Below are 15,587 nucleotides of genomic sequence, written 5' to 3' on the forward strand. Positions count from 1 at the left end.
TTTTCTCAATTGTGTAATTTTCCCTCTGCGGTGTATCTGTAATAACCGCAGAAAAGGCACCGCCTTCGGGCGATGCCTCCTGACCTGTATCTATTCTACCCCAACTAATGTCAGTTGGTCAACGTACTTCTTGATATTTGAAGCATTTACATATTTTTTATGGCTGTCGCCGTTTACTACCACCAGTGTCGGTGCCTGCATTACGCCGTAACGTCTTGCCAACTCCATGTTCTGCTCCGCATCGATGGTCACGTAGGGCACATTTTTCAGATATTCCTTCACCAGCTTGCAGTTCGGGCAGGTCTTGGTCGTGAACAGATACTTGATATCCTGCGGCTGCTCCACCTTCACTTCCACGTCCTCCGCAAAATTGGACAGCGTTACCACACTTCTGGTGGGACGCTTTAAGGAAGAATGGTCAATGTCATACTCCGTTCTGTTGGCATATTCCTGTAACTTACCATCATTCCAGTTCTGCACCGGACGATAGTAACCGGTGATTCGGCTGTACACCTCGGTCTTCGCCCCACAATGAGGACATACCTTCACCTCTCCAGCCAGATAACCGTGTTCCTTACAGATGGAATAGGTCGGCGACAGCGTATAATATGGCAGTTTGTAATTGGAAGCGATCGTCCGCACCAGGGAAGCCGCTGCTTTCCAGTCGGGAAGCTTCTCTCCCAGGAACGCATGGAACACCGTGCCTGAAGTATACAGGGTCTGCAATTCATCCTGAATATCCAGTGCATCGAAAATATCCACAGTATAGTCCACCGGCAGATGGGAAGAGTTCGTATAGTAAGGAGTATCTCCGGGCTTTCCTGCCGTCTTGATACCGGGCCAGCGCTTTCTGTCGTGCTTGGCCAGACGGTATGTGGTACTCTCCGCAGGAGTCGCTTCCAGATTGTAAAGGTCTCCGTACTGCTCCTGATAATCCGACAGGCGCTCTCTCATATGATTCAGTACTTCCTTGGTAAACTCCTGAGTTCTCGGATCGCTCATATCCGCTCTCAGCCAGTTGGCATTTAAGCCCACCTCGTTCATGCCGATCAGACCAATGGTGGAAAAATGATTCTCAAAGGTGCCCAGATACCGCTTAGTATAAGGATACAGCCCCTCATTTAACAGCTTTGTAATGACACCGCGCTTGATCTTCAGGGATCTCGCAGCAATATCCATCATATGATTCAGTCTTGCGTAGAATTCGTCCTTATTGGCAGACAGATATGCGATCCTGGGCATATTGATGGTGACAACACCCACGCTTCCGGTGCTCTCGCCGGAACCGAAGAAGCCTCCGGTCTTCTTACGCAGTTCCCGCAGATCCAGACGCAGTCTGCAGCACATACTGCGGACATCGCTGGGCTGCATGTCGGAATTGATATAATTGGAAAAATACGGTGTACCGTATTTTGCGGTCATCTCGAATAACAGTCTGTTGTTCTCGGTGTCGGACCAGTCAAAATCCTTCGTGATGGAATACGTCGGAATCGGATACTGGAAACCGCGGCCGTTGGAGTCGCCCTCGATCATGGTCTCGATGAATGCCTTGTTGACCATATCCATTTCCTTTTTACAATCCTTGTATTTGAAATCCATCTCCACGCCGCCTACCAGTGCCGGCAGTTCTGCCAGGTCATCGGGCACCGTCCAGTCCAGTGTAATATTGGAAAAAGGAGCCTGGGTACCCCAGCGGCTGGGCGTATTCACACCGTAGATAAATGCTTCGATGCATTTTTTCACTTCAGGATAGCTTAAATGATCTACTTTCACAAAGGGGGCAAGATAGGTATCAAAGGAGGAAAAAGCCTGTGCTCCCGCCCATTCGTTCTGCATGATCCCCAAAAAGTTCACCATCTGATTACACAGTACGGATAAGTGTCTCGCCGGTGCAGAAGTGATCTTGCCGGTGATGCCGCCCAGTCCTTCCTTGATCAGTTGCTTTAAGGACCATCCCGCGCAGTAACCGGTCAGCATGGACAGATCATGGATATGGATATCCGCATTGCGGTGTGCCTCGGCGATCTCTTCGTCGTAGATTTCGGACAGCCAGTAGTTCGCCGTTACCGCACCGGAATTGCTTAAGATCAGACCACCTACGGAATAAGTCACCGTGGAGTTCTCCTTCACTCGCCAGTCCTCGACTTTGACATAGCTGTTGACCACATCCTTGTAGTCCAGGATCGTGGATTTCATGGTACGCATCTTCTCGCGCTGCTTGCGATACAGAATATACGCCTTCGCCACTTCCTCATAGCCGGCCTGTCCCAGTACACGCTCCACACTGTCCTGGATATCTTCTACATGGATCTCATCATTTTCCACCTTTTTCTGGAAATCTGCGGTCACCCGTAACGCAAGAAGATCAATAATGTCATTATTGTAGCTCATCTGCGTCGCAGTAAAAGCCTTCATAATGGCATCATTGATCTTCGTCAGTGTAAAGTCTGCTTTGGAACCATCTCGTTTGATCACCTGAAACATCTTATGTACCCCCTTAATCTCATGTCCCCATTAGCAGCTGTCCTTTTCCCGGCACAGTTGCTGTTAAAACCTATCACGGTCTATTCTACAACACTTTGTGGGGGAAGTCAATTATCGAGTACAATATCTTGTGTATACATCAGCTCACCCGTCGATTTGTACGGAGACGGCTTTACGCTCTCTTCCACACCTTCCGGTACAGCACATACGCCACCATCGCGGTCACGCTCTCCGTGCAGACAAACGCCCACCATACACCGGTGACACCGATGAGGCGGCTTAAGACAAATGCCGCAGGAATGATCACCGCCACATACCGCATCACAGAGATCACCAGGGAAGCCATACCCTGTCCCAGTGCCTCCAGGGCTCCGGAGCCAGTCACCGACACAGCGGACAGAATAAAGCCCAGACTGATGATATGCAGTGCCATGATACCGATGGTGATGGTCTCCGGATTCTCAGTAAACAGTCCGATCAGCCCTCCGGGGATCAGCCAACACAGTGCCGTACCGGCAGCCATGATCCCGGCCGTCAGTTCCAATGTCAGACGGTAGATCTGCTCCACACGCTTTCTCTCTCCGGCACCATAATTATAGCCGATCAAGGGGCGGATGCCCTGAATGATACCGTTGGAAGGCAGGTAAATAAAGGTCTGTAACTTATAATAAACACCCAGCACCAGCACATACCCCTGGGAATATGCTGCCAGAATGCTGTTCAACGCGGAGATCAACAGAGAAGGCAGGGCCATATTCAGGGTCGCCGGGATGCCGATACCATAAGTCTTGCCGCAGATCTCCCCTTCCGGGCGCAGATATTTTTTATGAAGTTTCACCGGCAAAGGATCCGCCACATAATAGATGAGATATACCAGTAACGTGATCACCTGTCCGATGCCGGTGGCAAGCGCCGCTCCGGCGATCTCCATCCGGGGAAAAGGTCCGATGCCGAAGATCAACAGCGGATCCAGTACAATATTCGTTACAAATCCGGCGATCATGCTGACCATGGTAGCCCGCATCCGGCCTACCGCCTGGAATATTTTCTCCAGTGTGATTCCTCCGGTCACAATGGCAGAAAACAGGAACACGACATTGGAATATTCCATGCCCAGTGCCCGCACCGCATCACTTTTCGTGAACATCCCCAGGAACCAATTCATTCCACAGAGAAACAGCAGCATGAGCAGCACACCGTGCAATACCCCCAGCACCATTCCCTGGGTCGCCGTCTTATCCGCTTTTTCCTGATTCTGTGCTCCCAAATAGAAGGAAATCATGGCATTGACCCCCACCCCGAAGCCCACCGCCACAGCAGTCAGCAGATTCTGTGCCGGATAGACCAGGGAAAGTGCTGTCATGGCATCCTCACTGAGTTTCGCCACGAAATAGCTGTCCACAATGTTATAGAGGGAATTGAATGCCATGGAAAGCATCATGGGAAGTGCCATGGACATCACAAGGGGAAATATTTTCTTTTCTTTCATATAAGTCTGGTTCATTTTCTGCTCCTTATACAACAAACGCCACACAACATTTCTGCTGTGTGGCGAAAATAAGATCAAAATCTTGAAAAATCCACTGCCCTTACGGGTTTTGTAATCGAGATTTACTTTGTTCCAGTGCGTATTATAGGGAAAAAATCTCTGTCTGTCAAGCCAACACGCCTAAAATTTCAGCAAACAGGTGTGAACCTTCCTCCGACTGATAGATATTAATACCGTCAATATCTGTGCTGTGGTTGGCAAATGCCGGATATAAAAGCCCCGCTTCCGGTCTCCCAACCTCATAGTCTCCCGTGACCGGACCGATGGTACCGATCAGGAACTGATAGACCTCCTCGGATTCCCACTGATTCTCCTTGTCTTTTCCCTTGGTGGGTACATCGTAGCTGCCGAAGAAAAGATAAATGGCATAAGGATAGCCCGGCTGGTATTTCTCTCCAATATATTCATAAAGGGAGTACAATAATGCATCATTTTTTAATTCGCACTGCCGCAGGGCTTCCAACAGCTGTATTACGCCGCCGGGTCTCCTGGCTCCCAGGTCCAGACGATAGTTCTTCAGATTCACATTGGTATTGGAATAGGGAACGGTCTTGGCGATATTCAGATTCCTCTCCTTCTCGCTTCCGGATAATTTCAGAAAATGTGTATTGAAGCTACCGTCAATAAATCCCTCTTCATCCATGTACGCTCCGGCAATGCGGGAAAAACAGCTTCGGGATACCGTCATTCTTCTGGTCAGTTCCAGCATATCTTCTCTGTCTATGTGCATTCTTAATTTCTCACCTTTCCATCATGATAACTATTCAGCGCCATGCAAAACAGCGTTGCGCGAATATGTCCGATGCAGGATTTTTTTATATTAGACTTCGTTCACAGCAGCTTGCTCTTCGCATTGGCACTCTTGCTATCCGTATATTCCAGCATGGACAGTTTTCCATTTGTACAGTCGAGAATCGCAGTAGCACAGTTGCCCATATGCACCCGCCAGAAATCATCGACGGGAATATTCAGAACAGGATTCAGAATACTGCGGTTCACTCCTCCGTGAGCCACCACCAACACAGTCTCATATGTACCTTCTAATGGCAGCAATACCTGATCTACGAATTCGCCGCTTCTTTTATACAGTTGTGCAAAACTCTCCGCTCCCGCGGGGGGAATGTAGCTGCCCGGGTTGGTAAAAGGCTGGCTGGCAGCATCCTTGATGGTCCGGATATCCACGCCTTCCCAGGGTCCGAAATTCAGTTCTCTGAGTCTTTCGTCTGTGGTAAGGGTGATCTTCCGGTCGCCTATGATGATCTCTGCCGTGCGCTTCGCCCGGATCAATGGTGAACAAAATGCAATTTCAAACGGAACCTCCTTTAACCGATCCGCCGCATCGTGGGCCTGCTCCAATCCCTGGGCATTAAGCGCAATATCCGTCTGCCCCTGCAAAAGTCCTGCCTGATTCCAGTCCGTCTCACCGTGTCTTACCAAATAGATCTTCATGTATTTGTATCCTCATAACTTCCGATAGTATTTCTGTTACAAAATACTACTGTTTTCTCTGCTTTGTCAATCGTATCGTCTTAAGTGTCGAAAAAAGAAAGCCACGCAAAGCATTATACTTTGCATGGTTCTCATCTTACAGCTCATTCTTGTTTTTAATTGGTCTTGCCTTCGTCCATTTCCTCTTCGGTAGTAATGGCAAATGCAATGTTGGTCGCATGGTCTGCAACTCTCTCCAGACCGGATACAATATCAGAGAAGATCATACCGGCTTCGGGAGAACATTCTCCCTTGGTAAGACGCTCTACATGCTTCTTCTGCAGTTCGCGTTCCTTTTCATCTACCTGATCCTCTAAAGTGATGATCTCCTGCATATGGGTCTCATCGCTCTTGGCAAACATTTCTACGGCATAACGGATGATCTTATTGACCATCTCCAGCATGTCTCCCAGTTCCTTCTGGGCTTCCTTGCTGATGGATACTCCTTCTTCCTTACGCTGTCTTGCGGCATCCGCTACATTCTCCGCATGGTCACCGATACGCTCGATATCATTCACCACATGGAACAGAGCACCCAGACTGTTCAGGTCTTCGATGGGCAGTGTCGTCTGGTTGATCTTCACCAGATAATCCGTAATGGCATGATTCAGGAAGTTGATATTTTTCTCTACCTCGTAGACTTCCTCAATGTCTTCTTCATCCAATGTGATCAGGGCATTCATGGCACGGTTTAAGTTCTCCTCCGCCAGAGAAGCCATACGCTCCAGCTCCTTGACAACCTCTACCACTGCGGTAGCGGGGTTGAACACCACTTTGTCGCCGATGTATTTTAACTGATAACTCTCTCTGTAACCAACCTTCTGATCTTCGCCGGGTACGATCAGATAGGTCATCTTTACCAGCCAGCCGGTGAACGGGAACAGCATAATTACCTGTGCGATCTTGATCAGCGTATGCGCATTTGCCACGAACCGGCCGTTGTCCGCGGAGATAGACTTGATCAGTTCCACGATCTGATCGCCTGCCACGAACAGAGCAATGTAGATAATAACCGTACCAATGATATTGAACAGCAGATGGATCAGTGCAGCTCTCTTCGCATCCTTTTTACCGGTCATAGAAGCTAACATTGCGGTAGCACAGGCACCGATATTACATCCTAAGATAATGTACAGTGTGATCGGTAACGGCAGCAGATCCTGATTGGCGAGCAACAGTACGATACTGACCGTTACGGATGAGCTCTGAATAATCGCAGTCAGGGCAAATCCCATCAAGGTGGCTAAGAACGGATTCTTCAGAGACATCAGCAGATTTACTACCTGCGGCTCATTTTTCATGTTGGCCATTGCCTGGGACATGGTGCTCAGTCCCACGAACAGAATACCGAAGCCTACGACCACTTCCGCTACTTTACGGACTTTTTCTTTCTTCGTGAACATCATCACGACCACACCGACTAACAGAATTAACGGTGCTATCTTGGACAGATTAAATGATACCAGCTGTGAGGTAATGGTGGTACCGATATTGGCACCGAGGATGACTCCCGCTGCCTGATACAGATTCATCAGACCGGAGTTAACAAAGCTGACGACCATAACCGTACATGCGGAGGAAGACTGGATGATACCGGTGAAAATAATACCTACGATCATCCCCATGAAACGGTTCGTGGTAAAAATCTCCAGAATACGACGAAGTCTGGCTCCTGCTACCTTCTCAATGGAATCACTCATCAGTTCCATTCCGAATAAAAACAGTCCCAGACCTCCAGCCATTGTCAATATTGTTCCAAAGCTCATTTTTAATCCCTCAATCTCTCTTGATTCTCTTACGAAAAACCAAAATAATTATTTTCAAATTTAATCTAACTATAAACAATCCAAAATATATTTTACGAGATAGAATAAAAACTTGCAATGGATATTTTACTTTTCTTTTACGTTTCTTTACATTTTTTTACTCAATTTACGCGTTTCGCCCATCCGCAATATCCAGGTCCAACTGTTTCTTAAGCTCTTCCAAAGATCCGAATCTGCGTTCAGGGCGCCGGAAGCTTTTCAATGCCACTTCAATCTCCTGACCGTAAATATCCTGAGCGAAATCATATAGATAAGATTCCACTCCCATCATTTTTTCGGAAGAAACCGTCGGCTTGGTCCCTACATTGCTGATGGCTTTGTAGGCCCTCCCATTATAACGGACTACCGCATAATAGACACCGTTGGGCGGCAGGAGCTTACCTGCGGGCGGCAGAAGATTTACTGTGGGAAAGCCCAGGGTATGACCGATATGGTTGCCATGTTCCACGCATCCCACAAGAGTATAGGGCATCCCCAGCATCTTTTCCGCTTCTTCCATCCGGCCCTCTTCCACCAGCTTGCGGATGTAAGTAGAGCTGACCTCGATGCCATCCACTTCGATCTTCTCTATGGTCCGGACACAAAAACCTAACTGCGGAGCCATTTTCTCTAAAAGTTCTGCATTGCCTGCTCCGTTTTTTCCAAAAGAGAGATCTTCACCTGCTGCCACAAAACGGGTATTCATCTGCTTCGCCAGAATCTCTGTCACGAAACGCTCCGGTTCTGTGGCTGCAGTCTCTTTTGTCAGCGGGAACTCGATCAGGATGTCGATCCCCAGATGTTCGAAGAGACGCCTTTTCTCTTCTCTTGTCGTCAGTTCTTTTCCATCCGACAGTCCGAACAGCACCGCCGGTGTGGGATCAAAAGTGAAAACACAGGCTGCCAGTCCGTTCTTTTTCTTATTCAGGATTTCCTCTAAAAGTCTTCTGTGCCCCAAATGCACACCGTCAAATTTGCCGATAGCTACCGCTGTATCTTTTTCCAAATAAAAGTCTGTTGTTCCTGCAATGATTTCCAAGTCTATTTCCTGCTTTCTGTGTTACTTGGGAAGATTTTCATGGGCTTGTACCATTCTTTTACCCCGTCATACGCATAAATGCCCACAAAGCTGTCATCCTCTCTGTAGACACGCACCCACTCTCCCGCAGGGTAAGTAGTCTGCTCCATGGTCTGTCCCGGATAAAAAGCGTTCCCGTTATCGATCAATTTCCGCCATTTTTCCTCTACATGTACTGCATTAAAATCCGCAAAAATACGGTCCGTGGGAAGCAGTGCCTCCTCTAATCTGTCCGTATCCCGGAGTTCCTGCAGCTGTGCAAGTGTCAGGGCATCCGCAAGCCGGAATTCTCCGACCCTGGTGCGGACGAGACTCTGCATGGTGCCACCGCAGCCAAGCTTCCCGCCGATATCGGCACAGAGACTGCGGATGTAAGTTCCCTTGGAGCATTCCACACGGAACTTCACTACCGGAAGTCTTATTTCCAGGATCTCGATCGCCGGCAGATCCACATGTCTTGCCTGCCGTTCCACTTCTTTACCTGCCCTGGCAAGCTCATAGAGTTTTTTTCCGTTGACCTTCCGTGCGGAATACATAGGCGGAATCTGGTCATAACCGCCGACAAAGCTTTCGATCACTTCACGTACCTGTACCTCATCCACCGCTACTTCCCGTTCTTCCAAAACAGTTCCCGTGGTATCCTGGGTATCTGTGATCTGACCCAGTAAAAGTTCTGCCACATATTCCTTGGTCCTGTCCGTCAGCATTTCGCATGCTCTGGTAGCACTCCCCAGACATACAGGGAGCACACCGGTAGCCTGTGGATCCAGTGTACCTGTGTGCCCTATCTTTTTCTGCCGGCAGATCCCGCGAAGCTTGGCTACCACATCATGAGAGGTAAAACCTGCTTCCTTGTATACATTGATAATGCCGTCCATTAATCCTGTTCTCCCCGCAATTGCTTATCGATGTGCAGTGACAAATTATTGATACAGTCATGAAAAGTCCCCTTCATGGTGCAGCCTGCGGCACGTACGTGTCCGCCGCCTCCAAAGAAGGATGCCACCTTCGCCACATCAACCTTCTCATTGGAACGCATGCTGACCTTGTACTCCAGTACACCGGTCTCATACATGAAGATCGCACAGTCGATTCCTTTAATATTGCGCAGCTGGTTCACTATGCCGTCCAGATCTCCCGGTACTGCATTGTAGAAATCCATGGTCTTACGGTCCACCATGCTCACGATGCAGCGGCCGTCCATGAAGCGTATGCTCTCCATCAGGGCTCTGCCCATGATCTGCGACTGCAGATAGGTCTTCTGATAAAAGCTCTCCTCAATGATTTTAGAAAAATCAAATCCAAAAGAGATCAGAAATGCTGCTGCCTGCAATGTCTCCGGTGTCGTATTGGAATACTGGAATACGCCGGTATCGTGGATGATGCCGGTGTACAGTGCTTCCGCAATATCTCTGTCAATGAGTTCGGCATCCATGATGTGATACAGCACCTCACAGGCACTGCCCACCTCGGGCCGGACGAGATTTACATCACCGCAGCCGGAATTGCTGATGTGATGATCGATGTTGATCTTCTTTTTCGCATTCTGGAAATATTTCTCCGCGTCTCCCAGTCTGTCTCCACTGCAGTCCAGTGCAAAATATACATCAAAAGGATCCTGCTCCGGACATTCGGTCTGGATCTCATCGTATCCCTTCAGATAGGAAAACTCTTCGGAAGGCTTCTGTATATATACGGTAACTTCTGCTTCGGGAAGGAGTTTCCTCAGGTACATCTGTAAGGACAGACATACACCCACGCAGTCTCCGTCGGGACGAATATGTCCGCTGATGCCGATTCTTTTTGCGCCACGACATTCTTCACGCAAGTCCATTATTCGTCACCTTCCTCTGTCTCTTCCGTGATTTCATTTTCTGGCTTCTGTGACTGTTCGTCCGCAGCAATGACTTCATCAATCTTGTGGGACATATTGACACCGTATTCGATGGACTGGTCCATCACAAAAGTAATGTCCGGAGTATTGCGCAGATTAATGGTACGCGCCAGTTCTCTGCGGATAAAGCCCTCGGCGCTCTTTAAGCCCTGCAGGGTAGATTTTCTGACTTCTTCATCTCCCAACACACTGATCCATGCCTTACAGCTTTTTAAATCCGGTGCCACTTCCACAGCGACCACACTGGTCCAGGGACTGATCCGGGGGTCCTTAAGACCGCCCCGGATGATCTCTGCCAGAACGCGCTGTACCTCCCCGTTGACACGGGTATTTTTCACACTATTTTTTCTCATTCTTATTCCTTCTTACTTCAAACCTAAACCATGATATACCGGAAGCTTCGCTTCGTACCACACCGGAAGTTTCGCTTCGTATCACACCAGAAGTTTCGCTTCGTATCACACCGGAAGTTTCGCGAAGCGAAACTTCGCGCTAAAGCTTTAGAATATCTTAGGCGTGGTATTTTCACGCCTTAGATATTCTCTTTAGCGTGGTACCTCCACCATGATATAAGCTTCTACGATATCCAGCTCCTGCATCTTGTCAAAGCCTTCGAATACGAGACCACACTCATATCCTGCCTTAACTTCCTTCACATCATCCTTGAATCTCTTCAGGGAAGCCAGGTTGCCCTCGAAGATCTGCTCGCCCTCACGGGTGATACGAACTTTACAGCCTCTCTGGAAGACACCGTCTAAGACATAGGAACCGGCAATGTTACCGATAGCGGATGCCTTGAAGATCTGACGAACCTCTGCATGACCGATCACCTTCTCCTCATAGACAGGATCCAGCATACCCTTCATGGCAGCTTCGATATCTTCGATGGCCTGGTAGATGACCTTGTACAGACGTACATCCACGCCCTCTCTCTCTGCGGTTGCCTTGGCAGTCGCATCGGGACGGACATTGAATCCGATGATGATCGCATTGGACGCACTTGCCAGAGATACGTCGGACTCATTGATGGCACCTACGCCGCCGTGGATACATTTTACTACTACTTCTTCATTGGACAGCTTCATCAGGGACTGCTTTACTGCTTCTACGCTACCCTGTACATCAGCCTTGACGATCAGGTTCAGTTCCTTCAGATTACCCTCCTGGATCTGGCTGAACAGATCATCCAGAGACATTCTGCCCTTGGTCTCTTCCAGCATCTTTTCCTTATTCTGTGCCAGGTAGGTCTCTGCATAAGCTTTTGCTGTCTTATCATTATCATGTGCCAGGAATACTTCACCGGCACTGGGAACATCGGACAGACCCAGGATCTCTACAGGAGTAGAAGGTCCTGCTTCCTTGACTCTGCGTCCCTTGTCATCGATCATGGCTCTTACCTTACCATGAGCCACACCCGCGGAGATAAAGTCTCCCACATGCAGGGTACCCTTCTGTACCAGTACGGTAGCCACAGGACCGCGTCCCTTATCCAGCTCTGCCTCGATGACCAGACCTCTTGCCTTTCTCTTGGGGTTCGCCTTCAGTTCCATGATGTCTGCAGTCAGCAGGATCATGTCAAGCAGCTGGTCGATACCCTCGCCGCTTTTTGCGGATACGGGTGCAAATACGGTGCTTCCGCCCCAATCCTCGGGGATCAGCTCATACTCTGCCAGTTCCTGCTTTACACGGTCAATGTTTGCAGAGGGTTTATCGATCTTGTTCACTGCTACGATGATCTCCACACCTGCTGCCTTTGCATGGTTGATTGCTTCTACAGTCTGGGGCATTACGCCGTCGTCCGCTGCTACTACCAGGATAGCAATATCGGTCGCATTGGCACCACGCATACGCATGGCGGTAAATGCTTCATGTCCGGGAGTATCTAAGAAGGTGATCTTACGGTCTCCCACATTTACAGTATAAGCACCGATGTGCTGGGTGATACCACCTGCCTCACGATCGGTTACGTTGGTCTTACGGATAGCATCTAACAGGGAAGTCTTACCATGGTCAACGTGACCCATAACACAGATTACGGGAGGTCTCTCCACCAGATCTGCCTCGTCCTCTTCGTCTTCCTTCAACAGTTCTTCGATGACATCTACCTTGACCTCTTTTTCACAGAGAATGTCATATTCCATGGCGATATTCTCCGCATCTTCATAGGAGATCTCCTGGTTCACGGTTACGATCTTACCTTCCAGGAACAGCTTCTTGATGATGGCTGCAGGCTGTAACTTCATCTTCTCAGCCAGTTCTTTGATGGTAATGGATTCAGGCAGCACGATCACCTTGATCTGCTCTTCCTGTACCTCTTCCTTCTTCTTTTCCGGCTTGATGAAACGTCCGGGCTTGTTCTTCAGTGCGTCCTCGTCTTCGTAGATATGGTCCTTCTTGGAACGCTTGTTGTCCTTCTCCTGACTGAAACGTCTCTTTTCATCTTCGCGCTTCTTCTCAATATCTTTACCTGCAGGTTCCGGAGCGAAGCCCTTATTCTGCCTGTTATCTCCGAATCGATTACCCGATCCGCCATTGCCTCTTTGGTCGCGGCCGTTATTGCCGTAACCGCGCTCACCGTTGCCGTTATTCCTGCGATCACCCTGGCCGCCTTCCATACCCGGACGACCCTGTCTGTTAAATCCGCCTCCCTGAGGTCTGCCATTGCCCATGCCTCCTCTGTTTGCGTTCTGTCCGCCCTGGCGGCTGCCCTGACCATAGCTGCCCTGACGATTATCACGGTTACCATCTCTGTTGTCACGATTATAGCTGCCCTGACCACGATCGTTCTGTCCACGATTATCACGGTTCTGTCCGTAATTATTCTGACCGTAACCACCCTGGCGGTTGTCTCTGTTGTCACGGTTATTGTTCTGCGGTCTCTCCGCAGGTCTGTTCTGTGCTGTATTCTGAGGTGCCTGTGGCTGAGCTGCTGCGGTATTCTGTGTTGCCTGTTCTTTTACAGGTGCCTGTGCCGCGGTGTTGTTTGCGGGCTTCTTCGGCTGCTGTCCTCTGTTTCCGGGTACCATATCCACACTGGGGGTGGGAGAAGGCGGGGTCAGCGGTTTGATGGGACGTACCGGAGCCTGTGTCTGTACACGGTTACCGTAGGAATTATTCTGGTATCTGCCTCCCTGTCCCTGATTCGGGCGCTGTCCGCCGGCGTTTCTCTGTCCCTGTCCGTTCTGACCGCCCTGACGCTGTCCGGACATCTTGGAATTCTGAGGGTTGCTTACGAAGATAATTTTTTTCTTTTTCTTCGTCTCATCCTGACCCTTATTCTCTGTTGTGGGCTCCTGCACCTTATTTGCTGCGGGCTTTGCTTCTTCCTGTGCCTTCACAGGCTCTTTTTCTGCCGGAGTGGGAGTTTCTGTCTTCTCTGCCGCGGGAGCCTGCTTTTTGTGTCCCAGACTCTTACGAACCAGCGCTGCCGCATCCTCTTCCAGAGAGCTCTGTGCTGCCTTAGCCTCAATTCCTTTTTCCTGTAAAAAATTCAATATATCCTTACTCTGTAGTTCTAATTCTTTTGCGAGTTCATGTACTTTGATTTTCGCCATGCTTTCCTCCATTCTGCCTAACCGGGCAAATTCGCTTCCAATTGCTTGATGAGTGCATCTGCCAGTCCCGCATCACACACACCTACCGAAGATCTTAAGTTCCGGCCGATCGCCCAGCCGAGCTCTTCTTTTGTGCCATATTCGTATACCGGGACTTCATAATAGGAACATTTGTCGTGAAACAACTTTTTCGTATTGGCGGATGCATCTTCTGCAACGATCACCAACATGGCAGAACCTTTTTTCACAGCGTCCTCCGTCTGGAATTCACCGCTTACCAGGTTACGCCCCCTCATCGCAAGTCCCAAAAGGGAATAAATCTTATTCTGTTTCAAGCTGATCAAACTCCTTTTCCAGCATATCATAACTTTCCGGAGAAATACTCATCTTGAAAGAACGCTCTAAGCCTTTATTCTTCCGGGCCTTCTGCAGACATTCCTTCTGTCTGCATATATATGCACCGCGTCCGTTCTTTTTGCCCGTTGTATCTAAACAGATCTCTCCTTCCGGAGTCTTAAGAACACGCAGCATTTCTTTTTTGCCTTTCATTTCTCCGCAGCCTACGCACTGCCTCAGTGGAATCTTTTTTGCCATTGATTATTCCTGCTCTCCATCAAAATCGTCTTCGGTTTCATCCTCGTAATCATCCACATAATCCTCATAACGGAAGCCGGGAGCATCCTTGGCCTGTGTCTCGGATTTGATGTCGATCTTGTAACCGGTCAGCCTTGCTGCCAGTCTTGCGTTCTGACCTTCCTTACCGATCGCCAGAGACAGCTGATAATCGGGAACGACTACCTTTGCGGTCTTCTCATCGGGATCCGCAAATACTGCTACGATCTTGGCAGGAGAAAGTGCATTCTGGATCAGGTTACCGGGGTTCTCATCCCAGTTCACGATATCGATCTTCTCACCGCGCAGCTCTTCTACGATAGCATTGACACGGGCACCGTTCATACCTACGCAGGCACCGACCGCATCCACGTTCGGGTTGTTGCTCCACACAGCGATCTTGGTACGGCTGCCGGCCTCTCTGGCAATGCTCTTGATCTCTACGGTACCGTCCTTGATCTCGGTAACTTCAGACTCAAACAATCTCTTTACCAGTTCCGGATGGGTACGGCTGACATTGATACGAGGTCCCTTCGGGGTGTTCTTCACTTCTACGATGTAGACCTTGATACGCTCCGTGGGTTTGAAGACTTCGCCCTTCACCTGCTCATTCTCGGTCAGCATGGCATCTGCCTTACCCAGGTTGATGCTGATATTTTTGCCGACATAGCGCTGCACTACACCGGTTACTACATCCTTTTCCTTCTCATAATACTGATTGTAGATCACGCTTCTCTCTTCTTCACGGATCTTCTGTAAGATCACGTTCTTGGCATTCTGAGTAGCGATACGTCCGAATTCCTTGGATTTGATCTCTACATGGAGCATGTCGCCGACCTGTGCCTTTTTGGAGATCTCCTGTGCATCCTCCAGAGCAATCTGTAAGCAGTCATCCTCTACATCGTCCTTCGTGGGTACGACTTCCTTCTCAGCATATACCAGGAAATCGCAGGTTTCTCTATTGATCTCCACATGGACATTGTCAGCCTTTCCAAAATGGTTCTTGCAGGCTGTCATCAGGGAGTTCTCGATGGCTTCAAACAAGGTCTCCTTGCTGATCTCCTTCTCCTTCTCCAGAACATCCAGTGCCTCCATTAATTCCTTATTCATCATTTCCTCCATT

13 protein-coding genes are annotated in these 15,587 nt (G+C 49.1%); all 13 read right to left on the reverse strand.

Annotated features, from left to right (window positions below; translation table 11 throughout):
- Positions 1-90: 90 nt before the first annotated feature.
- Positions 91-2,484 carry a ribonucleoside triphosphate reductase gene (locus H9Q77_RS10895; protein WP_249325537.1) on the reverse strand — a complete coding sequence of 798 codons (2,394 nt, stop codon included), beginning with the start codon at positions 2,482-2,484 and terminating at the stop codon, positions 91-93.
- Between the two features lie 172 nt (positions 2,485-2,656).
- Positions 2,657-3,988, reverse strand: a complete 1,332-nt coding sequence (locus H9Q77_RS10900; RefSeq protein ID WP_249325539.1) for an MATE family efflux transporter — start codon at positions 3,986-3,988, stop codon at positions 2,657-2,659.
- Between the two features lie 151 nt (positions 3,989-4,139).
- On the reverse strand, positions 4,140-4,763 hold the full coding sequence (locus H9Q77_RS10905) for a DUF4317 family protein (protein ID WP_118546577.1): 624 nt from the start codon (positions 4,761-4,763) through the stop codon (positions 4,140-4,142).
- 101 nt (positions 4,764-4,864) lie between these two features.
- A complete protein-coding gene (locus H9Q77_RS10910) occupies positions 4,865-5,482 on the reverse strand; it encodes a histidine phosphatase family protein (RefSeq protein WP_118546576.1) in 618 nt (205 codons plus the stop codon).
- 155 nt (positions 5,483-5,637) lie between these two features.
- Positions 5,638-7,287, reverse strand: coding sequence for a Na/Pi cotransporter family protein (locus H9Q77_RS10915; RefSeq protein WP_022154238.1), 1,650 nt, complete (start codon positions 7,285-7,287; stop codon positions 5,638-5,640).
- A 166-nt stretch (positions 7,288-7,453) separates the two neighbouring features.
- Positions 7,454-8,365: a bifunctional riboflavin kinase/FAD synthetase gene (locus H9Q77_RS10920; protein ID WP_118550418.1), complete on the reverse strand. Its 912-nt coding sequence runs from the start codon at positions 8,363-8,365 to the stop codon at positions 7,454-7,456.
- A 2-nt stretch (positions 8,366-8,367) separates the two neighbouring features.
- Positions 8,368-9,282 carry a tRNA pseudouridine(55) synthase TruB gene (gene truB / locus H9Q77_RS10925; protein WP_118550417.1) on the reverse strand — a complete coding sequence of 305 codons (915 nt, stop codon included), beginning with the start codon at positions 9,280-9,282 and terminating at the stop codon, positions 8,368-8,370.
- Positions 9,282-10,238 carry a DHH family phosphoesterase gene (locus H9Q77_RS10930; protein WP_249325540.1) on the reverse strand — a complete coding sequence of 319 codons (957 nt, stop codon included), beginning with the start codon at positions 10,236-10,238 and terminating at the stop codon, positions 9,282-9,284. Before H9Q77_RS10930 ends, truB begins: the two co-directional genes overlap by 1 nt.
- On the reverse strand, positions 10,238-10,651 hold the full coding sequence (gene rbfA, locus H9Q77_RS10935; protein ID WP_118546572.1) for a 30S ribosome-binding factor RbfA: 414 nt from the start codon (positions 10,649-10,651) through the stop codon (positions 10,238-10,240). The genes H9Q77_RS10930 and rbfA overlap by 1 nt, the downstream gene beginning before the upstream one ends.
- A gap of 192 nt (positions 10,652-10,843) precedes the next feature.
- On the reverse strand, positions 10,844-13,852 hold the full coding sequence (gene infB / locus H9Q77_RS10940; RefSeq protein ID WP_249325541.1) for a translation initiation factor IF-2: 3,009 nt from the start codon (positions 13,850-13,852) through the stop codon (positions 10,844-10,846).
- A 17-nt stretch (positions 13,853-13,869) separates the two neighbouring features.
- Positions 13,870-14,187 (reverse strand): L7Ae/L30e/S12e/Gadd45 family ribosomal protein, encoded by a 318-nt coding sequence (locus H9Q77_RS10945; RefSeq protein WP_022154232.1) that lies wholly within the window; start codon positions 14,185-14,187, stop codon positions 13,870-13,872.
- On the reverse strand, positions 14,174-14,446 hold the full coding sequence (gene rnpM, locus H9Q77_RS10950; RefSeq protein WP_118546568.1) for an RNase P modulator RnpM: 273 nt from the start codon (positions 14,444-14,446) through the stop codon (positions 14,174-14,176). Before rnpM ends, H9Q77_RS10945 begins: the two co-directional genes overlap by 14 nt.
- A 3-nt stretch (positions 14,447-14,449) precedes the next feature.
- Positions 14,450-15,574, reverse strand: coding sequence for a transcription termination factor NusA (gene nusA / locus H9Q77_RS10955; RefSeq protein WP_118546567.1), 1,125 nt, complete (start codon positions 15,572-15,574; stop codon positions 14,450-14,452).
- Between the last annotated feature and the right edge of the window lie 13 nt (positions 15,575-15,587).

This window comes from Simiaoa sunii, from assembly GCF_014337175.1.
GTDB lineage: Bacteria > Bacillota > Clostridia > Lachnospirales > Lachnospiraceae > Acetatifactor > Acetatifactor intestinalis.